The sequence below is a fragment of the Arthrobacter sp. GQ119 genome (assembly GCF_059759125.1).
Genome location: NZ_JCAXEA010000001.1, coordinates 309,552 through 330,942, shown reverse-complemented (window position 1 = coordinate 330,942; position 21,391 = coordinate 309,552). Strand labels below are relative to the sequence as shown.

Genomic DNA, 21,391 nt, shown 5'->3' with positions numbered 1-21,391 from the left:
CATTGACCGGGCGCCCCAGTAGCCCAATTGGCAGAGGCAGCGGACTTAAAATCCGCGTGTTGTGGGTTCGAGTCCCACCTGGGGTACACAGTTGACTGGCCGGACCAGGCCGGCCGTGGCCTGACCGGCCGGAATGGTCTGTTTTCCCCTTCTCTCTCCTCCTTTGGCGCGGGTGTCCCATATGCAACGAGTGTTATAAGGATGTGACCTTACTCACTTATGTTCACGCTCAAATTGCACTAGCTTGAAAACTAACTCAGGAACACCTGACCAATCGCATCAAAGGCCGTTCGCACCTTTCGATCGAGGAGACTCTCAAATGATTTCACTCCCCCAGGCGGCGCCCCGAGTCGCTAAGCTAACCGCGCTTAGCATCGGCGTCGCCCTTCTGGCTACGGCCTGTGGCGGCAGCCCCACCCCGGGCTCGACGGAAACCACAGCTGCGGCAGGCGGCATCGCCTGCCCCGCACCCAGTGCCACTGCCGGAGCCACGAGCACCGCAACAGAGACCGGTTCCGTGCCGGCTTCGACCACCACCACGCCGACGCCGCTGAAGATTGGATCGCTCCTGCCGACAACGGGGTCGCTGGCGTTCCTCGGCCCGCCTGAGATCGCCGGTGTGAATCTCGGCATCAAGGAAGTCAACGCCGCGGGCGGCGTCCTGGGCAAGCCGGTCCAGGTGGTCCACCGCGACTCCGGCGACACGAAGACCGATATCGCAACGCAGTCCACCACGGCTCTGCTGGGCCAGGGCGTCAGCGCCATTATCGGAGCGGCATCCTCCGGTGTTTCCAAGACGGTGATCAACCAGATCACCGGTGCCGGCGTGGTGCAGTTCTCGCCCGCCAACACCTCGCCGGACTTCACCACGTGGGAGGACAAGGACCTCTACTGGCGCACGGCTCCGTCCGACGTACTGCAGGGCAAGGTACTGGGCAACTACATGGCAACGTGTGGCGCACAGACTGTCGGCATGATCGTCCTGAACGATGCGTACGGCACCGGTCTGCAGAAGAACGTCAAGGAAGCCTTTGAAGCAGCGGGTGGCCAGGTTGTGGCCGAGGAACTCTTCAACGAGGGCGATTCGCAGTTCAGCAGCCAGGTGGACAAGGTCATCGCCGCCAAGCCGGATGCCATTGCCCTCATCACCTTTGACCAGGCCAAGAGCATCGTGCCGCTGCTGACCGGCAAGGGCGTCAAGCCCACGCAGCTGTTCATGGTGGACGGCAACACGTCCGACTACAGCAAGGACTTCAAGCCCGGAACGCTGAAGGGCGCCCAGGGAACCATCCCGGGAACGTTCGCGAAGGAGGACTTCAAGAAGAAGCTCCTCGCCATCGATCCGGCCCTGAAGGACTACAGCTACGCCGGTGAGTCCTACGACGCAGTCAACCTGATCGCGCTGGCTTCAGAGGCTGCCAAGAGCACCAAGGGCACCGAGATTGCCAAGCAGCTTAAGGCGGTGTCGGAAGTCGGCGAGAAGTGCAACGACTTCGCGTCCTGCGTCACGCTTCTCCGCAACGGCCAGGACATCGACTACGACGGCCAGTCCGGCCCGGTGACCTTCTCGGACAAGGGTGACCCCACCGAGGCCTACATCGGAATCTACGAGTACCAGGACGACAACAAGTACGCGCCGTCCAAGGAAGAATTCGGCAAGCTGTAAGCCGCCTTCTCCAGCTGGAAAAGAAGGGTCCCCGTCCTGCAGGACGGGGACCCTTCTGCTGCGCACGGAAAGTGCCCCGGACATCGGCGCCACTTCGGTGCAGCCTGGATTCGGAGAGCACGCAGCAGAGCGCGGCAGGCACTCAGAACGGCATGCAGAACGGCATACAGAAGGGCCGCCACCGCCATCGGTGACGGCCCTTCTGCTTGCCTCGGGTGTGCCGCCTAGACTTCGTCGGCCAGCGTTCCCAAGTACAGCTGGATGACCTTCGGGTCCTTCATGAGTTCCCGGCCGGTTCCCGTGTACGCGTCCTTGCCCTGGTCCAGGACGTAGCCGCGGTCGCAAATCTGCAGGCAGCGGCGGGCGTTCTGTTCCACCATGATCACGGACACGCCTGCCCGGTTGATCTCGTGGACGCGCAGGAAGGTCTCATCCTGCTTGACGGGGGAGAGGCCTGCCGACGGTTCGTCCAGCAGCAGTACGGCTGGTTCCATCATCAGCGCACGCCCCATCGCCACCATCTGGCGCTCGCCGCCGGACAGGGAGCCGGCACGCTGGGCGCGGCGTTTGCCGAGCTCAGGGAACAGGCTGGTGACAAAGTCGAAGCGCTCGGCGAAGTCCTTGGGCCGCTGGAACATGCCCATCTGCATGTTCTCCTCGATGGTGAGGGTGGCGAACACGTTGTTGTTCTGCGGCACGAAGCCCACGCCCTGCGTGACGAGCTTGTTGGCTTTAAGCCCCGTAATGTCCTGCCCGCGCACAATCACGGATCCTGAATGGACTTTCACCAGGCCGAACATGGCCTTCAGCAGCGTAGACTTGCCGGCACCGTTGGGTCCGATGATGCCGATCAGCTCGCCCTTGCGCGCCTCGATGCTGCAGCCATTGAGGATGTTCACGCCGGGGAGGTAACCCGCCACCAGATTGGTGACCTTAACTACGGCGCCATCCGCCGATGCCTCCTGGGCCGATGGGGCTGCGCTCGTGGCACTCATTCTTTATCCTTGTCTGTGCGGCCAGGTTCTGCCAATCCGGACTGGGGGGAGTTGGGCTCATCGTCACCCGGCGTCTGGAGGGCTTCCGGGCTAAGGTCTGGTTGCTTAAGGTCGGCCCTCTGGACGTCCGGGACCACTGATTCAACAGCGATGATGCCTGCGTCCTCGGTTCCCACAATGGATTCCTCGTCGGCTTCAAGCACAGCTTCCAGTTCCTTGATCCCTTCGGTGTCACCAAGGTCGACGTCGTGGTGGGCGCCCAGGTAGGCGTCAATCACGGCGGGGTTCTTCATGACTTCCCCGGGAGGTCCCTCAGCCACGATCTTTCCCTCGGCCATGACAACAACCCAGTCAGCGATGTGGCGGACCATGTTCATGTCGTGTTCTACGAAGAGGACGGTCATGCCCTCAGCCTTCAGGTTCTTGATGTGGTCCAGCAGGGATTGCGTGAGGGCGGGATTGACACCTGCCATCGGCTCATCGAGCATCACCAGTTTGGGCCGGACCATGAGGGAACGCGCCATCTCGAGCAGCTTGCGCTGGCCGCCGGACAGCGATGCCGCGTAGTCGTCTTTCTTTGCGTCCAGCTTGAACTTCTCAAGCAGAACGTTGGCCTGGGCGGTGATTTCCTTTTCCCTGCCGCCCCAGATCCCTTTGAACAGTGCCTTGGACAGCCGTTCGCCTGGCTGGTCGGAGCCGCCCAGGCGCATGTTCTCCATCACCGTCAGCTTGCCCATAATCTTGGTGAGCTGGAAGGTGCGGACCATGCCCATGCGTGCAACCTTGTAGGGGGACACGCCGGCGATGCTTTGCCCTTCGAACTGCCACTTGCCGGAATTCGGGGTGTCGAAGCCGGTGAGCAGGTTGAAGAGGGTGGTTTTGCCTGCCCCGTTGGGGCCGATCAGGGCGGTGATCTTGTGACGCGGGATCTCAAGATAGTCGACGTCGACGGCGTTAATGCCCCCGAAGCTGCGTGTCACGTTTTCGGCGACGACGATCGGGTCCCGCTTCTTGCAGCCGGGGGTGTTCTCTCCGACGGCGATCGGGTTGCTGTCCGTCATGTAGTTGGTGCCGGCGTCGCTGTCGTTGCCGTTGGTGGTTGCGGTTTTTACTGTACTTGCGGTGTTGCGGTCCGGGTTGTTCATTGAATGTGCGCCGTGGCTCATGCGAACGCCAGCTCCTTCTTATTACCAAAGACACCCTGCGGTCTGAAGATCATTAGCAGCATCAGGGCGATGCCCACCAGGATGTAGCGCAACTGCCCGGCCTGGACGGTGGTTAGCCAGGTCACTGCGCCTGATTCGATCAGGCCGTAGAGAATGCCCTGTGTCAGGGACAGGACCACCCAGAAGATCATGGCGCCGATGACCGGCCCCAGGACTGTGGCCATGCCGCCCAGCAGCAGGCAGGTCCACAGGAAGAACGTCAGCTCCGTGCCATAGTTAGCGGGTTGGACGGCGCCGCGGGGGAGCGTGAAGACCATCCCCGCCAATGCGCCGAGGATGCCGCCGATGACGAGGGCCTGCATCTTGTAGGCATAGACGTTCTTGCCTAGTGAGCGCACCGCATTCTCGTCCTCGCGGATGCCCTTGAGCACGCGTCCCCAAGGGCTGCGCATGAGGAGCCAGACGATGAGACAGCAGATAACGGCGAGTCCCCAGCCCACGACCCGGATGAAGAAGTCACGGTTGTTCATCCCGACGTAGGAGCCTTCCGGGAACGGGTTCATGGCATAAAACCCACCTTCGAAGGCGGCCAGTCCGTTTGCTGATCCAGTCACAGCGGTGAGCTGGTTGGTGGTGACCACGTAGCGAACGATTTCCGCCGCGGCGATGGTGACAATGGCGAGGTAGTCGGCGCGCAGCCGGAGGGTGGGGATACCCAACACCATGGCGAACAGGACGGAGCAGATGACGGCGATCAGCAGACCCACAAAGAAGGGAACGCCAAACGTCAGCGTGGAGATGGCGAAGCCGTAGGCACCGATCGCCATGAAGCCGGCCTGGCCGAAGTTCAGCAGGCCGGAGTAGCCGAAGTGAACCGCCAGGCCGAGCGCGGCTAGCGCGTATGCCGCCGTCGTCGGGCTGAAGATCTCGCTCGCGGCGCTGGAAAGTATGAATCCGAAGTCCATGGCTGCCTCCTAACCCACGCGCTCGCGACGGCCCAAAATGCCCTGGGGCCGGAACAAGAGGACAACAATCATGATGAACAGTGCTCCCACGTATTTGAGGTCGGCTGCGAGGCCGAACACGGTGGTCAGTTCGACGAAAATTCCGACGATGACGGATCCGATCAGGGCACCGAAGACGGTGCCGAGGCCGCCGAGCGTAACGCCCGCAAAGATGAGCAACAGAATCTGCGAGCCCATGTCGAAGGTGACGCCGGGGCGGTAATAGGCCCACAGGATGCCGCCGAGGGAGGCAAGCACGCCGCCCACGATCCAGACGAGCCGGATGACGCCGTCAACATCGATTCCGGAAGCAGCCGCCAGCGCGGGGTTGTCCGCCACTGCGCGGGTGGCCTTGCCGAGCCGGGTCTTGAGGAGCACGACGCCGATCAGCGCGATGACGATGGCGCTAATCACCAGCGACCACAGATTGTTGGGGGAGATCGAAACCGGTCCGATCTGTATCTCCGCGCTCTGCGCGAACGGGAGCTGCTGGGTGGCGCCTCCGAAGTAGAACTGGATGATGTACCGGACCGCCAGTGCGAGGCCGATGCTGACGATCATCATCGGGACGAGGCCGGTGCCGCGGCTCCGCAGCGGTTTCCAGAGGCCGCGGTCCTGGGCATACCCCCACAGGCCGCCGCACAACAGGGCAAGGATGATGGCCAGCCAGAACGGCAGGTTCATTGCGCTAAAGGCGAAGACCAGGACAGCGCCAAGGGTGACCATCTCGCCGTGCGCGAAGTTGGTGAGACCCGTAGTGCCGAAGATCAGGGACAGTCCCACGGAAGCGAGGGCGAGCAGGAGGCCGAAGCTCAGGCCGGCCACCAGACGGTTAAGCAGGTTCTGGCCGAAGTCCTGCTGCTGGACCACGATGCCCTTGCCAAACGCGAAAATCACCGAAAGGTTCGATGTCTGGCTGAAGGTCACGTTGCGCGGGTTGGCCTGGCCCTCGGCGAGCTTGATGCCTTCCGGCAGGGTGGACTCATCGAGTTCGATTTCGTACGTTCCCTGGGTTGGGACCGCTATTCGCCAAGACCCGTTGGCACCCGAGGTTGCTGTTCCGGTGAAGTCACCGCTCTTGGCTGTAATCTTCACGCCTTCGATGGGGGCGCGCGCATCATCACGTAGGAAGCCGCTGATGCTGTTCTGGAACTGCTGGTTCGACGTGGGTGGTGTCGGAGAGGGGGTGGCGGCCTGCGATGCTGGTGCAGCGACAAGCAGGAGAGCGAGGATACTGGCGGCGATAGCCCCCACATACCTCAGCGGTCCGGCCGGACGTCTGCGCGGCAGGCCTCTCGGTGTGCGTCTCAAATTGAAAACCTCCACATGGGGGTGGTCGTGGTTGCTTTCCCTGCAGCCACTGTGAACGGAGAAGATGACAGCTGGTGGTGCGATGCGATGCTCGTGGTTCCCGTAATGCTGTTGACTCATTGTGATATGTGTCACCCTACTTCGCTCATGTTACAGCGCGGGCAGTACAAACCTTGCCGTCGAAGGTGGTCCCTGTATAGCGATCAGATAACAACTGTGAAGCCGGCCGAGGCCTGTATTTCAGTTAAGCTAATGAAAACTTTTGTTGTGTGCCAGTATTCCTAAACAGTCCCGTAGCCGCCTCTGTGCTGGCTTCCGCGCTGGAGTTGATCACAATTCCGTGTCGGCGCCGGCGCCGATGGAACTTTACCTGCCGCTGGCGCGTGGAAATTGATAGTTTGAACTAAGGAAAGATCCCCACAACCCCTTATATGGAGGACACCCGCAATGGCACTTGGCGGAAACCCGATCTTCAACGGAAAGAACTTCCGTGGAGCCACCCAGGCACCGCCTGTCCCGCAGGCGTACGGGCAGAACCAGTATGGCCAGAATCCGTACGGCCAGGGCGGCTACGGCCAGGCCCCCGTCACGGACGCACCAGGCTGGGCTGCCCAGCAGAACATGACGCAGGACCAGCTCCAGCAGATGTACAACCGGCCCGCCGCCGGGCCGGCCGAAACCGGGCGGATGACGTATGACGACGTCATCATCAAGACAGCAGCCTGCCTCGGCGCCGTGATGGCCGGAGCCGCCGTCACGCTGTTCGTGAGCCTGCCCCTGGCCACCATGCTGATGATCGTCGGCGCGCTGGGCGGCTTCGTCCTGGCGCTCGTCAACACGTTCAAGAAGCAGCCCTCGCCCGCACTCATCCTGGCGTATGCCGGCCTTGAAGGGCTCTTCCTTGGCGGACTGACCCGCATCCTGGATGGGATGTTCCCGGGCGTCGGACTGCAGGCCGTCATCGGAACCCTCTCCGTGTTCGCTGTCACGCTCGTGCTCTTCAAGAGCGGCAAGGTTCGTGCCACTCCCAAGGCCATGCGCTTCTTCATGATCGCCCTCATCGGCTACGCCGTCTTTGCTCTGGTCAACATGGTCATGATGTGGACAGGCGCCGTCGATTCGCCGTTCGGACTGCGCACGAGCGTTGAAATCTTCGGAATTCCGCTCGGTGTGTTCATCGGCCTCCTCGCCATCGGCCTGGCCGCGTTCTCGCTGATCATGGACTTCACGAGCATCGAGGCAGGTGTCCGGGCCGGCGCCCCCGAGCGCTTCTCCTGGACGGCGGCCTTCGGCCTGACCGTCACGCTGGTCTGGCTGTACGTGGAAATCATCCGCCTGCTGTCCATCCTCCGCGGCGAAGAATAGAACGAAACGACGGCAGACGCCGTCGTGCTCCAACTGAATCCGACTGACAAAGAGGGTCCCGCTTCACGCGGGGCCCTCTTTGCGTCCCTCCGGATGCCCTTCCGGATGCCCTTCCGGATGCCCTTCCGGTTGTCCTGCCATGTCCCTGCCGGGGCCGCCGGCAGGAGTCAGCTGAGCCGTTCCAGCACCAGGGCCATGCCCTGTCCGCCGCCCACGCAAAGCGTCGCCAGGCCCAGGGTTCCGTCCGTTTCGCGGAGGCCGTTGAGCAGCGTGGTGGTGATGCGGGCTCCGGTCATGCCGAAGGGGTGGCCCAGGGCAATGGCGCCGCCGTGGATGTTGAGCTTCGCGGAGTCGATCCCCAGCTCACGGGCGCTGGCAACCACCTGCACGGCGAAGGCCTCATTAAGCTCCACAAGGTCGATGTCGCCGATCTGCAGTCCGGCGGACGCCAGGGCACGCCGCGTGGATTCCACCGGGCCCATGCCCATCAGTTCAGGGGAGAGGGCGCTGACGCCGGTCGAGACGATGCGGGCCAGCGGCTCAAGTCCCAGCTCGCGTGCCCGGGAGTCGCTCATGATGACCATGGCGGCCGCGCCGTCGTTGAGGGGGCAGGCGTTGCCGGCCGTGACGGTTCCGTCCCGGCGGAACACGGGCTGCAGGGCACTAACGGCGTCGAGGGTGACTCCGGGCCGGGGCGAATCGTCCCGGTCCACGACGGTGCCGTCGCGCCGCTCATAAGGCGTGATTTCCCTGGCATAGAATCCGGAGGCGATGGCAGCCTCTGCCCGGTTCTGGCTCAGCACAGCCCAGGAGTCCTGCTCTTTCCGGCCGATGCCGTAGGACGTGGCCACGTTCTCGGCCGTCTGCCCCATGGCGATGTAAATGTCCGGCATCCGCCCGCCCAGCCGCGGGTCCGTCCACGGCGTGTTGGACTCGGCCCGTGCCGCGGTGCGCTGGCGCGCCGGTGCGAACAGCGGGTTGTGGTTGCCGGCGTCCGTTTCGCCCGCGCCTGCCCAGTTCTGGTATCGGGAGACCGCCTCGACGCCGCCGCTCACGAAGGCTTGGCCCTCGCCCGCCTTGATCGCGTGGAAGGCCATGCGGACGGTCTGCAGGCTGGAGGCGCAGAACCGGTTGACGGTGGAGGCGGGAACCGTGTCCAGGCCGGCGAGGATGGTGACCACCCGCGCCATGTTCGAACCGGCCGCGCCGCTGGGCTCGGCGCATCCCAGATAGAGGTCATCCAGTCCGGGACCGCTGTTTCCGGTCGGATCGAAGGACGGCAGCTTGGCCAGCGCTGCGCCCACCATGGCGGCTGCCATGTCATCCGGGCGCTCGTCCTTCAGTGAGCCTTTGAAGGCGCGGCCGATCGGGCTTCTGGCGGTTGAAACAATGACTGCTTCCGGCATGGGCCCAGCCTACGCCCGAGCTACGCCAGCCGCACCGCCCCTGCCGCCGGGGTGACGGTGAAGATGTCGGGTGCGGTAAATCCCGCCCGGACAAAGGCCTGTTCGACGGCGGTCCGCACCCGCCCTTCCGCTGCCACCGGCGTCAGGGCAATGGCAGCCCCGCCGAACCCGCCGCCCGTCATCCGCGCGCCGATGGCGCCGTTGACCCGGGACGTTTCGACTGCCAGATCCAGCTCGGCGCAGGAAATCTCGAAATCATCCCGCATGGAAACATGGCTGGCGTCCAAAAGCGGCCCGATCGAGGACGGCCCCTCCCGGCGCAGCAGCTCCACAGTCTGCAGCACCCGGTCATTCTCGGTGACTATGTGGCGCACCCTGCGGAAGGTAACCTCATCCAGGAGCCCGCTGGCTTCCTCAAGGTCACCCGGGGTGACGTCGCGCAGCGCTTTGACGCCAAGCACCTCAGCGGCGAGTTCGCAGGAGGCGCGGCGTGAGGCGTACCCGCCGTCGGCGTGGGAATGGGAAACCTTGGTGTCGATCACCAGCATGACCAGGCCCGCGGCTTCGGCCTCAAACGGCACGAGTTCGACGATCTGGTCGCGGCAGTCCAGGAACACGGCGTGGCCTGCCGAGCCGCGCAGCGAGGCGGACTGGTCCATGATGCCCGTGGGCGCACCGACGAAGTCGTTCTCGGCGCGCTGTGTGGCCAGGACCATGTCCTCGGGGCTGAGGGCCGCACCGGTGATGTCGTTCAGTGCCGAGATCACAGCGCACTCGATGGCATGGGACGAGGAGAGCCCGGCGCCCAGGGGCACGCTCGAATGCAGGAGCAGGTCCAGCCCCGGCACGTCGATTCCGCGCTGCTGCAGCGACCAGATGACCCCGAGGGGGTATTTGGTCCAGCCCTTGGCGGACTGTGCCTCCAGCTGCCCGGTATCTGCCGTTGTCATGCCCTGGTCGCCGTAGGTGGAAAGGAGGCGGACCGTTGAGTCAGCGCGGACTCCGACGGCGATGCGCGCCGTCTTATCGATCGCGAACGGCAGCACGAAGCCCTCGTTGTAGTCCGTGTGCTCGCCGATCAGGTTGACCCGGCCGGGGGCCTGCCAGACGCCGTCCGGTTCCCGGCCGAAGGCGCTTCTGAACTGTGCGGCGAGGCGGGCGGTGCTGGCGGCGGTCATGCGTGGGCTCCTTCGATCATTGCCGGGGCGGACGGGGCGAGTTCTTCGGCCGGTGAGGCAGGGACGGTGACGGCGCGGAGCCGTTCCGCCACGAGCTCCGGAGTGGTGTCGTTGATGAAGGCCCCCATGGCCGCCTCGGACCCTGCGAGGAACTTTAGCTTGTCGGCCGCGCGGCGCGGTGAGGTGAGCTGCAGGTGCAGGTAGCTGGCCGGGCGGAGCACGTCATCGACCGGTGCCTGGTGCCACGCGGAGATGTAGGGAGTCGGCGTCGGGTACAGGGCGTCGAGGCGCTTGAGCAGGTCGAGGTAAACGTGTGCCAGCTCGTCCTTTTCCTCGCCGCTGAGGGCAGCCAGGTCCGGGACCTGGCGGTGGGGCACGAGATGGATTTCAAGGGGCCAGCGGGCGGCGAACGGGACGTATGCGCTGAAGCTGTCGCTTTCCATGACCATCCGGCTGCCGTCCTCCCGCTCTGCCTTGAGGAGGGAACCGGTCAGCGTCCGGGTGCCGTCGGCGGCGTCGTAGAACTTGCGGGCGGCTGCTCCCATGACGGCAGCGCGGGGTGTGACGTACGGGTAGGCGTAGATCTGGCCGTGCGGGTGGTGCAGGGTGACTCCGATGTCCGCTCCCCGGTTCTCGAAGGGGAAAACCTGCTTGATGCCGGGCAGTGCGCTGAGCGCTGCCGTGCGGTGCGCCCAGACCTCCACCACGGTCCGTGCGCGCGTTTCGGTGAGGCCGCTGAATGATCCGGTGTGCTGCGGTGTGAAGGTGACCACCTCGCACCTTCCGAAGGCGGGACCCGTGGTGCCCCAGCCCGGGCGGTCCGGGACCGGGCCCACGGCCGGCCCGAGGGAGGGGAAGCGGTTCTCGAACACCACAACGTCGTAGTCCGGCGCCGGGATTTCCGAGGGATTGGCGTCGGTGGTGGGGCAGATCGGGCACTGGTCGGCCGGGGGGAGGTGCGTGCGGGTCTGGCGGTGGGCCGCCACGGCCACCCATTCTCCCGTGAGTGCGTCGAACCGGACCTCGCCGGGTTCACCGCGGGCCGGGAGGTCACGGCGGTCGGGCGTGGTCTCCACTGACCGCGGCCGGGCGGATCCGGCGTCGTCGAAATAGAGCAGTTCCCGGCCGTCGGCGAGATGGGTGCTGGTGATGTGGGTCATGCGTCATGTCCTTTGCTCGCTGTAACCGGAGGGTTCCGGTCAGCCGGGGGATGGGCGGGGAAGCCTGCTGCAGGCTCGGGGGGCGCTCCCCGCGGGGGATGTCCAGCGGAGGAGGTGAGCGGCACGATGCGGACGTCGCGGATGGTTTCCCGGAGCAGGCGTGCCGCCGCGGGGCCGTCCCGCCCGGTACGGATCCGGGCGTCGGTGACCAGCGTGTGAACAGCCGAAAGAGGCGCGATTCCGGCCAGTCCGACCAGCCCGTATTTGGTGGCATCGGCCAGTACCACCAGCGTTCCCGAGGCCGCGATCATGGCTGCGTTGACCTCGGCTTCGAGGAGGTTGGGCGAGGTGATGCCTGCCTGCGGGTCGATGCCATGGACTCCCATGAAACAGAGGTCCGCGTGCAGGTGTTCCATGGCGTGCATCGTGACGGGACCCACCAGGGCTTCAGAGGGCGTCCGCTGGCCTCCCAGCACCAGGGTCCGGATTCCGCCGTCTTCCGTGGCCGGCCGGGCGGTTCCCGAAGGCGCCGGACCGGGCAGCGCGTTGGCCACCATGATGGAATTCGTGGCCACCGTCAGGCCGAGGTTGCGGGGGAGGAGACGGGCGAACTCGTAGGTTGTGGTGCCGCCCGACATGAGCAGGGTCATGTCCGGCCGCAGCAGCTTCAGCGCTTCCGCGGCGATGGCACGCTTGGCTTCTGTTTCCTGGGAAGACTTGCTGAGGAACGCAGGTTCGACGGCACCGTAGGTGCCCGTGCGCGTGGCACCGCCGTGAACCCGGAGCAACAGGCCGTCGGCGTGCAGGGCATCAATATCGCGCCGCACTGTCATTTCCGAGACGCCGAGCGAAGCGGACAGGGCGGCCACACGGACGGTGCCCTGCGCTTCGATTTCCTGGAGGATCAGGTGCTGGCGCTGCGCTGCGAGCATTGCTCTCCTCCTTCTGACCTGTCTCGGACGCCCACGGACCGGCATGGGCTACACCACCATTGTGGCATAAAACGCTCAAAAACAAATAGTTTCTAACAAAAGAGAACAAGGCCGGGAGGTGCCGAAGTGCCCGCACGCTGTACGGTATGTCCATGACTTCCGGCGCCTTTTCTGAATCCAGCGTTGACCAGCCCGAACGGAGGCGTTTCGCCACCGGGCGGCAGTATGAACTGAGGCGGGGGGACGCCCTCGCGGTCGTGACGGAGCTGGCCGCGGGCCTGCGCTGGTACAGCCGCGGCGGTGTCCAGCTGACGGAGTCCTACGGAGACGCCGATATCCCGCCAGGCGGTAACGGCATTACGCTGGCGCCCTGGGCAAACCGGGTGGAAGACGGCGTGTGGCACCTCAACGGCACGAAGCAGCAACTGGACATCACTGAGGTTTCAAAGAACAACGCGAGCCACGGGCTGCTGCGCAACGCCGGGTACGCCCTGGTGTCCGAGTCTGAGTTTTCGGTGACCCTGGAGGCCCCGGTCTTCCCCCAGCACGGCTATCCGTTCCTCGTAAGGCATCAAGTGGAGTATTCCCTGGCCGAGGATCTGGGCCTGGTGGTGCGGCAGACGCTGGTCAACGACTCGAGTGCGGACGCACCCTTCGTATTGGGAGCCCACCCGTATCTTCGCCTGGGCGGGATTCCCAGCGAGGAACTGACCTTGACCGTTCACGCCGGGACGCGGCTCGTAGCGGACGACAGGCTCATTCCGCGGAGCTCCGAGCCTGTCAGCGGCGACACTGACCTGCGGCAGGGCAGGAAGGTGGGCGAGCTCGACATCGATGTGTCCCTGACGGACCTGGACTTCGACGGCGGCATTGCCCGCCACACGCTGTCAGCGGCCGACGGCCGCAGCGTTAGCCTGTGGCAGGACGCCGGCTGCGTGTTCGTCCACGTTTTCGTGTCCAACAAGTATCCGGGCAGGCCCAAAGCCGTGGCCATTGAGCCGATGACCGGCCCGGCCAACGCGTTCAACTCCGGCCACGGCCTCCGCTGGCTTGCGCCGAACGAGTCATTCACGATGTCCTGGGGGATCAGCGCCTCGGTGGACAGCGCTTCCTGATCTGCGGCGCCGCCAGCGCGTGCTGCACGCTGCGTTTCCCATAGCCGCACAGCTAGGGAATTATGGGGCTATGACGCCAGCCAAGGACGCCGCACCAGAAGAACCGGTCAGGACAGCCATCCTTCCGCCCCCGCGGCCCCGGACCGAACGCGAACTCGAGCAGGACATTCCCTACGGTGTCCGCATCGCCGCGGCGTGGTCCTGGCGGCTGGGGCTGATCCTCCTGATAGTGGGCGCCCTCGTATGGCTGCTCGGCAAGATCAGCTTCCTGATCATTCCGGTCATGGTGGCAGCCCTGCTCGCAGGCCTGCTCAGCCCCGTGGTGCAGTGGCTGCGCTCGCAGCGGCTTCCCAACGGGGCAGCTGTCGCCATCACGGTCCTTGCCTTTATCGGGGTGATCGCGGGATCGTTGGCGCTGGTAGGGCGGCAGCTGGCCCTGGGGTTCCAGGCATTGTGGAGCGAGGCCCTGGCCGGAGTCCAGCAGGTCCAAAACTGGCTGGCCGAAGGACCCCTCCACCTGTCGGACGCGCAGATTGACCAGTACATCCAGGAGGCGACGGCGGCGCTGCAGACCAACAGCAGCAGCATCCTCAGCGGGGCGCTTTCCTTCGGCAGCACGGCAGGGCACTTTGCCGCGGGGATGATCCTTGCCCTGTTCATCCTGATTTTCTTCCTGCTCGAGGGCGACCGGATCTGGGCCTTCCTGGTCCGGCTCCTGCCCCGGCGTGCCCGTATTGCCGCCGACGGCGCCGGCCGGCGGGGCTGGGCCTCCATGGTCAGCTACGCGCGGATCCAGATGTTCGTGGCCTTCGTTGATGCGGTGGGCATCGGAGCGGGCGCGGCCATTATCGGTGTGCCGCTGGCGCTGCCCCTTGCTGTGCTGGTGTTCATCGGCTCCTTCATTCCGGTGGTTGGCGCACTGGTGACCGGCGCCATCGCCGTACTCCTGGCGCTTGTTGCCAACGGCCCCGTCAACGCCCTGGTGATGCTGGGCATCGTGCTCCTGGTCCAGCAACTGGAAAGCCACATCCTGCAGCCGCTCGTCATGGGCAAGGCCGTGGCACTGCATCCCGTGGCCGTTATCCTGGCCGTCGCCGCCGGTTCCTACCTCGCGGGGATCCCCGGAGCGCTCTTCTCGGTGCCCATCCTCGCCGTAGCAAACTCGGCAATTCGGTATATTGCAGGCAGAACGTGGGAACATGATCAGGTGCTGGCTGGCGCGCGCGGCGGTGTCGTGGCAGGTCGGGCCAGCGCAGACCAGGACAACACCATCAAGGAAGTCCGGTTGCCGGGTGCGAGTCCCAGCCACGGCAAAGACGCCGATCGTGGAACAGGTGCTCCGGTCAGACAGTCTGCGCCGGGCTCCGAAGCTGAATTTCCCAAAGGAGAATAGTTCGTGAATACCCCTGAAAGCCTTCCCGTCACGCTGGACGATGTCCTTGAGGCGCAGAAGCTGCTTGACGGGATCATTACCCGGACGCCCGTCGAATCATCCCGGGCGTTGGGCGGGATGGTGGGCGGCAAGGTCTTCTTCAAATGCGAGAACCTCCAGCGCGCCGGCTCCTTCAAGGTCCGCGGCGCCTACGTCCGGATGGCACGTCTATCCGAGGCGGACAAGAAACGCGGTGTGGTGGCAGCCTCCGCGGGCAACCACGCGCAGGGCGTGGCGGTCGCCGCCAAGAGCCTGGGCATCAAGGCGCGGATTTACATGCCGCTCGGCGTCGCGCTTCCCAAGCTCGCCGCCACGCGCAGCCATGGAGCCGAGGTGATCCTGCACGGGCACAACGTGGACGAGGCGCTCGCCGAGGCGCAGCGCTACTCTGACGACACCGGCGCGGTCTTCGTCCACCCCTTCGACAACGTGGACGTCGTGGCCGGCCAGGGAACCCTCGGGCTGGAAATCCTCGAACAGGTGCCCGACGTCGACACCATCCTCATGGGGGTCGGCGGCGGCGGCCTGCTGGCGGGCGTGGCGGTGGCAGTCAAGGCACGGGCCAAGGAACTTGGCCGGGAGATCCGCATCATCGGCGTGCAGGCCGAGAACGCTGCCGCCTACCCGCCGTCGCTGGCCGCCGACGCCCTGGTGCCGCTGAAGAGGGTTTCCACCATGGCCGACGGCATTGCCGTGGGCCGGCCCGGACAGCTTCCGTTCAGCATCATCCGGGAACTGGTGGATGACGTGGTCACGGTCAGTGAGGACTCCCTGGCACGTGCCCTGATCTTCCTGCTGGAACGCGCCAAGATGGTGGTGGAGCCGGCCGGCGCCGTAGGGGTGGCTGCCCTCATGGACGGCAAGATCGAGAACCCGGGCACCACTGCCGTGGTGCTCTCCGGCGGCAACATCGATCCCATGCTGATGCTCAAGGTGATCCAGCGCGGCCTCTCAGCGGCAGGCCGGTACATGACCGTGCGGATGATGCTCGATGACCGGCCCGGTTCTCTCGCCACCATTGCCCGGATCATCGCCGAGAACGATGCCAACGTGACGGGCCTTGACCATACCCGGGTGGGAGGTTCCATCAGCATGGGAGACGTCTCCATCACCGTGAACCTCGAGACCAAGGGCCATGAGCACGGAGAACAGGTCCTGGCCGCGCTGCGCGCCGAGGGCTTTCAGCCGATCGTTGTGCACTAGGAGCTAAAGATGCTGGAAACACCAGGCGAACCTCCGGCAACGCGGGACACCCCGGCGTCGCGGGCCAAGGGCGGGCTCCTGGTGGTGGGCTCGTTCGTGGTGCTGCTCTTCGCGCTCGAGCTGGTCAACACGGCGCTGCTGCGTGGCCTGAACCGGGTGTTCGGCCTCAGGCCCCGCAGTGCGGACGGAATCTTTGACATCTTCACGTTTCCGTTGCTGCACGCCAACCTGAACCACGTTCTTTCAAACGCGCTGCCCCTGATGATTTTCGGGTTCCTGGTCTTCATGTCGGGGCTGCGGGTCTTCCTCACCGCGCTGGCCTGCAGCTGGCTGGGATCGGGCATGGCCGTCTGGCTGATCGGCAACCGCGGGATCACGGTGGGGGCGTCCGGCCTGGTCTTCGGGCTGTTTGCGTTCCTCCTGGTGCGCGGCTTCTTCAACCGCAGCTGGTGGCAGATCCTGCTGTCGGTCGTGCTGTTCATGGCCTACGGCAGCATCCTCTTCGGGCTGATTCCGAGCATGGCGGGCTTTGTCTCCTGGCAGGCGCACCTTGGCGGCGCCGTCGGCGGTGTCGTGGCGGCCGTGGTGCTGCGCGCCCGTAGCGCAGCCCGCCGGAGCTAAGGCGTTAAAGCGCGACGCCGGCCCTCCCGCATTCGGAGAGGACCGGCGTCATGCGTTGCGGCCGGAACCGCGAAACGTAAGTTTCCGCCTAGCCCACGTACGGCTTGGCTGACAGGATCTCGACGGTGATGTCCTTGCCGTTCGGGGCGGTGTAGCTCAGGGTGTCGCCCTCCTTGTGGCCCATGATGGCCGCGCCGAGCGGGGACTTCTCACTGAAGACATCAATGTCGGAGTCTCCGGCGATCTCACGGGAACCGAGCAGGAACGTCTCGTCGTCCCCGGCGATCCGGGCAACAACGATCATGCCGGGCTCAACAATTCCGTCATCTGCGGGAGCCTCGCCCACATGGGCGTCGCGGAGCAGCTGGGTGAGCTGGCGGATGCGGGCCTCAATCTTGCCCTGCTCCTCCTTGGCGGCGTGGTAGCCACCGTTTTCCTTGAGGTCCCCCTCTTGGCGCGCAGCTTCGATCTTCTGGACGATTTCCGCCCGGCCGGCGCTGGAAAGGTGGTCCAGCTCTGCCTTCAGGCGGTCAAAAGCTTCCTGGGTAAGCCAAGCTGCAGGCGCGCTGTTGGTGGTAGACACGGACATCTCCTCTAGTGGTTAGCAAGCAGGTCATACAAGCAAAGACCCCGCCACGGTGGCCACTTGTGGAACTCAGTAACCAACTCAGCGGGGTAAAGGTATTGGTCCATTGTAGTCAATCCTGTGGATTAAACCCAAAGGGCGAGCGGCGTGGGTCACATCTTTACCGGTCGGCGCCGGGGACCCAGCAGCTGTCCACGACGGCCGAGACGGACTGCGATTCGGTCCGCAGAACTTCGCGCAGGGCAACGGTGCGGCCGCCGTCGGTCGCTGCGCCCTGTCCCGACTTTGCGCCCTGTCCCGACTGCGTCGGAATGTCCACGACTTTCCAGCCCACGATGGCGAACTTCGAGTCAAGGGCCTTGACCGCGCACTTCACGGCGGTCCCGGGATCCCGGGAGACCTGGAAGTCCACCTCGGTCTGCGTGGAGTCGACTGTTCTGTAGCCGATGTCCTTGAATGTGACCGAGGACATGGCCGAGGACGTCGAAACCCAGGCCAGGAATCCGATCCCGGCCGCCAAGGCCGCAATCCCTGCACCCCGTTTGGCATTGCGGGACAGCCTGCGCTTTGGACCGCCATAGCGATTGGCTAGGCTAATGTCTGCAGGCAGGGGAGTGCCCGACTTGTCCTCGGTAGTCACCATTCCAGTTTAGTGGCGATCTGCCGGGGAAAAATCCGGTGCCCGGCACTGCACCCGGCAACAGTAGAAAGAGGAGCAGTCCCCGATGACAGCGTCCACGAGTCCGTCACCTACACTCCGCCTCTTGGCCGTGCACGCCCACCCGGACGACGAATCCAGCAAGGGCGCCGCGACGATGGCCATGTATGCCGCGGCCGGGGTAGACGTCATGGTGGCCACCTGCACCGACGGATCGCGCGGCGACATCCAGAATCCCGCCATGGAAGGCGAGCCGCACCCCAAGAGGGACATGGCAGGGGCCCGCAGGCTGGAGATGAACGAGGCCGCCCGCATCCTGGGAGTAAAGCAGCGCTGGCTGGGCTTTGTCGACTCCGGGCTGCCTGAGGGGGATCCGCTCCCGCCGCTGCCGCCGGGGTCGTTCGCCCTGCAGCCGCTCCACCGTGCCGCGGCACCGCTGGTGCGCCTCGTCAGGGACTTCAAGCCGCACGTCATGGTCAGCTACGACGAAAAGGGCGGCTACCCGCACCCGGACCACATCATGGCGCACCGGGTGGCGGTGGAGGCATTCGAAGCTGCAGGGGACCCCGAAAAGTACCCCGGTACCGGCGAGCCCTGGGCGCCGAGCAAGCTTTACTACGACCGCGCCTTCAGCCCCGAACGCTTCCGCGCCCTGCATTTCGCCCTCGAAGAGGCAGGGCTCCAATCCCCCTACGCTGAGCGCCTCGCTGCCTGGCTTGAGGCCGACGCCGAGGGGCACACGGCGCCGCCGCCCGCGCACCAGACAACCACGCAGGTGGACTGCGGGGATTTCTTCGAAACCCGGGATGATGCCCTCCGCGCGCACCGTACGCAGGTGGACCCGCTGGGGTTCTTTTTCGCCGTTTCATCCGACATGCAGCGCCGGGCATGGCCGTGGGAGGACTACACGCTGATCCATTCGCGGGTGCCCGCCGACCTCCCGGAAAAGGACCTGTTTGCAGGGCTAAGATAGAAACAACAGACAGTTTCTATCCCATGTAGAAGATAGCGGCTTAGAGCGATGGCCAAACGACCGCGCCACGGCCCACCAAGAAAGTTCCCACTGTGCACCACTTGCTCATCGCCCTGGCGTCCTCCCCGGCCCCCTCGCCTTCCCTGCGGCCAGGTCTTTCCGAGGACCAGGTGACCCCCGGTCTGCTCGGCTTCCTGCTGACGGCGTTCATCGTAGTGCTGACGGCGCTGCTGATTGTGGACATGGTGCGCCGCATCCGGCGGGTGCGTTACCGTGCCCAGGTGGAGGAGGAGCGAATGGCTGCGGCTGAAGCTGCCGGCGTCGCCCACGACGGCAATGCCGATACCGCAGCCAACGCGGATTCCGCAGGCAAATCAGACAATGCAGGCAAATCAGACAATGCGGGCAGAACAGACGCCTGAACCCGGCGACCGCAACGCCCTGGGTGAAGAGCCCTCGGCGTACCTTCGGCAGCACGCCGGGAACCCGGTGCACTGGCAGCCCTTCGGGGACCAGGCCTTCGCCCGCGCCGCCGCCCGGAACGTTCCGGTGTTCCTGTCCATCGGTTACGCCGCCTGCCACTGGTGCCACGTCATGGCCCATGAATCCTTCGAAGACCAGGCCACCGCCGACTACCTGAACGCGCACTTCGTCGCCATCAAGGTGGACCGGGAAGAGCGGCCTGACGTCGACGCCGTCTACATGGCCGCCACACAGGCGATCAGCGGGGAGGGCGGCTGGCCCATGTCCGTTTTCCTGACACCGGACGGACTCGCGTTCCACGCCGGCACGTACTTTCCTCCCCGTCCGATGCCCGGCCGGCCGTCATTCCTGCAGGTGCTGGAGGCGGTACACGACGCATGGGAGGAACGCCGGGAAGCTGTGGAGGAGAATGCCCGGTCCCTCGCCCAGAACATGGGCGGCGCCCAGCTCTCTGCCGCAGTGAACCTCAGTGCGCCGCCCGGACTGCTCGATCCGGAGCTTCTTCCGGCAGCGGTCCGCTCGTTGCGCCGCTCGGAAGACCCCGACGACGGCGGCTTCGGCGCCGCCCCCAAGTTCCCGCCGTCGGCGGTGCTTGAGTTCCTGATGAGGCATGCGGCCGTGCCCTCGGATACGGCAGGTGAGGCCCGCGACATGGCCGGACGGACGTTGGCCGCCATGGCGCGGTCGGCGCTGTTCGACCAGCTCGACGGCGGATTCGCGCGGTATTCGGTGACCAGGGACTGGTCCGTGCCGCATTTCGAAAAGATGCTCTACGACAATGCCCAACTGCTGAGGGCCTACGTCCATTGGATCCGGCTCGGCGGAACACCCGGCTTTCCCGAGGCGGAAGCGGCCGACGTCGCAGTTCGCACGGGCGAATGGATGCTGGCATCCCTCGGGCTGCCGGCAGGCGGCGGGCATGGCGCAGCGGTGGCCCTGGCGTCCTCGCTCGATGCCGACTCGGTGGTCAACGGAGAGCACCACGAGGGTGCCACATACCTCTGGACGGCACGCGATCTCGAAAACGTGCTGGGCAGGGACGACGGGGCCGCCGTCGCCCGGACCATGAACGTGGGTGGGCAGGGAACCGTCTCGGAGCTCGGATCGCCGCTACACCCGGCCAGGGCTCTCAGCCCGGAGGAAGCCGCGCACTGGGCCGCCGTCCGGCCGCGCCTTCTTGCTGCCCGCGCTGACCGGCCGCAGCCGGCACGCGACGATAAGGTGGTGGCGGGCTGGAACGGGCTGGCCGTGGCTGCGCTGGCTGAGGCCGGTGCTGTGCTGGACCGTCCCGGGCTGGTGGATGCGGCCGTGCGGATCGCGGGCTACCTGGAGAAGGTTCACTGGAGGGCTGCCGAGAGGGAACTCGTCCGCGTTTCACACGCCGGCGCCGCACGGGGAATCGGCGGGCTCCTTGAGGACTACGCCTTCTGCGGCGAGGGGTTTCTCGCGCTGTTCGCGGTCACCGGGGATCTCCGCTGGTATGGCCTGGCGGAGTCGGTCATTTCGGCGGCATGTGCGCGGTTCATCCTGGACGGCAGCCTGGCGGATACCGCCGGCGAATCAGCGCAGGTGTTCAACGCCCAGGGCCGCCAGCCGGGCCTCGACCCGTTCGACGGCGCCACGCCCAGCGGCGCGGCGGCATTCGCCGGGGTCCTGCTGAGCTACGCGGCCCTGTCCGGCTCGTCCGAGCACCGGGCCATGGCGGGCAACATCCTTTCGCTGCTGCCGCCGCTGGCTGAGCGGGCTCCGCGAGTGGCAGGCTGGCTGCTGGCCACGGCGCAGGCAGCGGCCGAGGGCCCGGTGGAGGCCGCCGTCGTCGGGCGCCCGGGCCCAGCAAGGGATGCCCTGCACGGGGCGCTGCTGCGGTCGCCCAGCCCGGGGCTGGTCATCGCCGTGGGCGATGGCACCGCGGGTCATGGCCCAGCGGGTGACGGGCCAGCGGGTGACGGCCCAGCGGCTGATGGGCAGGCGGAAGCAGCGGTGCCGGCCGGGACCGTGCCCTTGCTGCATGGCCGCACAGCCGGGGCGGACGGCGCTCCGCTCGTGTATCTGTGCCGCGACATGGTTTGCGAGCGGCCGGTCGACTCCGTGCCCGAGGTCAGGGAGCGTCTCAGCCGGATGGGGATTTAGCTCAGGA

General features: G+C 65.6%; 19 protein-coding genes and 1 tRNA gene. 10 read left to right on the top strand and 10 right to left on the bottom strand.

Translation table 11 applies throughout. The features are described 5' to 3' along the window. Positions 1-12: 12 nt before the first annotated feature. A tRNA-Leu gene (locus AC6CH3_RS01470) sits at positions 13-86 on the top strand. Between the two features lie 233 nt (positions 87-319). Then, positions 320-1,666: an ABC transporter substrate-binding protein gene (locus AC6CH3_RS01465; RefSeq protein WP_498130743.1), complete on the top strand. Its 1,347-nt coding sequence runs from the start codon at positions 320-322 to the stop codon at positions 1,664-1,666. Positions 1,667-1,890: 224 nt separating this feature from the next. On the opposite strand, the gene AC6CH3_RS01460 is transcribed toward AC6CH3_RS01465, so the two are convergent. The 4 genes from AC6CH3_RS01460 to AC6CH3_RS01445 all read right to left on the bottom strand — a co-directional run bounded on the left by AC6CH3_RS01460 (position 1,891) and on the right by AC6CH3_RS01445 (position 6,142). After that, entirely contained in the window at positions 1,891-2,661 is a 771-nt protein-coding gene (locus tag AC6CH3_RS01460) for an ABC transporter ATP-binding protein (RefSeq protein WP_498130742.1), read from the bottom strand. Further along, complete coding sequence (locus AC6CH3_RS01455) at positions 2,658-3,722, bottom strand: ABC transporter ATP-binding protein (RefSeq protein ID WP_498130833.1); 1,065 nt, start codon at positions 3,720-3,722, stop codon at positions 2,658-2,660. Before AC6CH3_RS01455 ends, AC6CH3_RS01460 begins: the two co-directional genes overlap by 4 nt. A 101-nt stretch (positions 3,723-3,823) precedes the next feature. Beyond that, a complete protein-coding gene (locus AC6CH3_RS01450) occupies positions 3,824-4,792 on the bottom strand; it encodes a branched-chain amino acid ABC transporter permease (protein WP_498130741.1) in 969 nt (322 codons plus the stop codon). A gap of 9 nt (positions 4,793-4,801) precedes the next feature. After that, positions 4,802-6,142: a branched-chain amino acid ABC transporter permease gene (locus AC6CH3_RS01445; RefSeq protein WP_498130740.1), complete on the bottom strand. Its 1,341-nt coding sequence runs from the start codon at positions 6,140-6,142 to the stop codon at positions 4,802-4,804. Between the two features lie 447 nt (positions 6,143-6,589). Here AC6CH3_RS01445 and AC6CH3_RS01440 point away from each other — a divergent pair, with 447 nt between their 5' ends. Further along, the gene (locus tag AC6CH3_RS01440; protein ID WP_498130739.1) at positions 6,590-7,507 is read left to right on the top strand and encodes a Bax inhibitor-1/YccA family protein; all 918 of its coding nucleotides are present in this window, start codon (positions 6,590-6,592) and stop codon (positions 7,505-7,507) included. Positions 7,508-7,674: 167 nt separating this feature from the next. Here the strand turns inward: AC6CH3_RS01440 and AC6CH3_RS01435 are convergent, their stop codons facing one another. The 4 genes from AC6CH3_RS01435 to AC6CH3_RS01420 are packed head-to-tail and all read right to left on the bottom strand — an operon-like array spanning position 7,675 to position 12,183. Next, entirely contained in the window at positions 7,675-8,913 is a 1,239-nt protein-coding gene (locus AC6CH3_RS01435; protein ID WP_498130738.1) for an acetyl-CoA C-acetyltransferase, read from the bottom strand. A gap of 20 nt (positions 8,914-8,933) precedes the next feature. Then, complete coding sequence (gene galK, locus AC6CH3_RS01430; RefSeq protein ID WP_498130737.1) at positions 8,934-10,091, bottom strand: galactokinase; 1,158 nt, start codon at positions 10,089-10,091, stop codon at positions 8,934-8,936. Beyond that, positions 10,088-11,251 (bottom strand): galactose-1-phosphate uridylyltransferase, encoded by a 1,164-nt coding sequence (galT, locus tag AC6CH3_RS01425; RefSeq protein WP_498130736.1) that lies wholly within the window; start codon positions 11,249-11,251, stop codon positions 10,088-10,090. The genes galK and galT overlap by 4 nt, the downstream gene beginning before the upstream one ends. After that, positions 11,248-12,183: a DeoR/GlpR family DNA-binding transcription regulator gene (locus AC6CH3_RS01420; protein WP_498130735.1), complete on the bottom strand. Its 936-nt coding sequence runs from the start codon at positions 12,181-12,183 to the stop codon at positions 11,248-11,250. Before AC6CH3_RS01420 ends, galT begins: the two co-directional genes overlap by 4 nt. Positions 12,184-12,335: 152 nt before the next feature. Here AC6CH3_RS01420 and AC6CH3_RS01415 point away from each other — a divergent pair, with 152 nt between their 5' ends. The 4 genes from AC6CH3_RS01415 to AC6CH3_RS01400 all read left to right on the top strand — a co-directional run bounded on the left by AC6CH3_RS01415 (position 12,336) and on the right by AC6CH3_RS01400 (position 16,554). Then, the gene (locus AC6CH3_RS01415; protein ID WP_498130734.1) at positions 12,336-13,298 is read left to right on the top strand and encodes an aldose 1-epimerase family protein; all 963 of its coding nucleotides are present in this window, start codon (positions 12,336-12,338) and stop codon (positions 13,296-13,298) included. 70 nt (positions 13,299-13,368) lie between these two features. Next, positions 13,369-14,691, top strand: a complete 1,323-nt coding sequence (locus AC6CH3_RS01410) for an AI-2E family transporter (RefSeq protein ID WP_498130733.1) — start codon at positions 13,369-13,371, stop codon at positions 14,689-14,691. A gap of 3 nt (positions 14,692-14,694) precedes the next feature. Further along, positions 14,695-15,933, top strand: coding sequence for a threonine ammonia-lyase (gene ilvA, locus AC6CH3_RS01405; RefSeq protein WP_494033952.1), 1,239 nt, complete (start codon positions 14,695-14,697; stop codon positions 15,931-15,933). 9 nt (positions 15,934-15,942) lie between these two features. Then, positions 15,943-16,554, top strand: coding sequence for a rhomboid family intramembrane serine protease (locus AC6CH3_RS01400; protein ID WP_498130732.1), 612 nt, complete (start codon positions 15,943-15,945; stop codon positions 16,552-16,554). 88 nt (positions 16,555-16,642) lie between these two features. On the opposite strand, the gene greA is transcribed toward AC6CH3_RS01400, so the two are convergent. Together greA and AC6CH3_RS01390 are read right to left on the bottom strand one after the other, a co-directional pair. Next, positions 16,643-17,137, bottom strand: a complete 495-nt coding sequence (greA, locus tag AC6CH3_RS01395; protein WP_400578134.1) for a transcription elongation factor GreA — start codon at positions 17,135-17,137, stop codon at positions 16,643-16,645. Positions 17,138-17,300: 163 nt separating this feature from the next. Further along, the gene (locus AC6CH3_RS01390; RefSeq protein WP_498130731.1) at positions 17,301-17,780 is read right to left on the bottom strand and encodes a DUF4307 domain-containing protein; all 480 of its coding nucleotides are present in this window, start codon (positions 17,778-17,780) and stop codon (positions 17,301-17,303) included. 85 nt (positions 17,781-17,865) lie between these two features. Between AC6CH3_RS01390 and mca the strand changes: the two genes are divergently transcribed. From mca to AC6CH3_RS01375, 3 genes are all read left to right on the top strand, one after another. Next, positions 17,866-18,771 carry a mycothiol conjugate amidase Mca gene (gene mca, locus AC6CH3_RS01385; protein WP_498130730.1) on the top strand — a complete coding sequence of 302 codons (906 nt, stop codon included), beginning with the start codon at positions 17,866-17,868 and terminating at the stop codon, positions 18,769-18,771. A gap of 92 nt (positions 18,772-18,863) precedes the next feature. Continuing rightward, a complete protein-coding gene (locus AC6CH3_RS01380) occupies positions 18,864-19,193 on the top strand; it encodes a hypothetical protein (protein WP_498130729.1) in 330 nt (109 codons plus the stop codon). Then, positions 19,171-21,384, top strand: coding sequence for a thioredoxin domain-containing protein (locus tag AC6CH3_RS01375; RefSeq protein WP_498130728.1), 2,214 nt, complete (start codon positions 19,171-19,173; stop codon positions 21,382-21,384). The genes AC6CH3_RS01380 and AC6CH3_RS01375 overlap by 23 nt, the downstream gene beginning before the upstream one ends. Positions 21,385-21,391 lie beyond the last annotated feature (7 nt).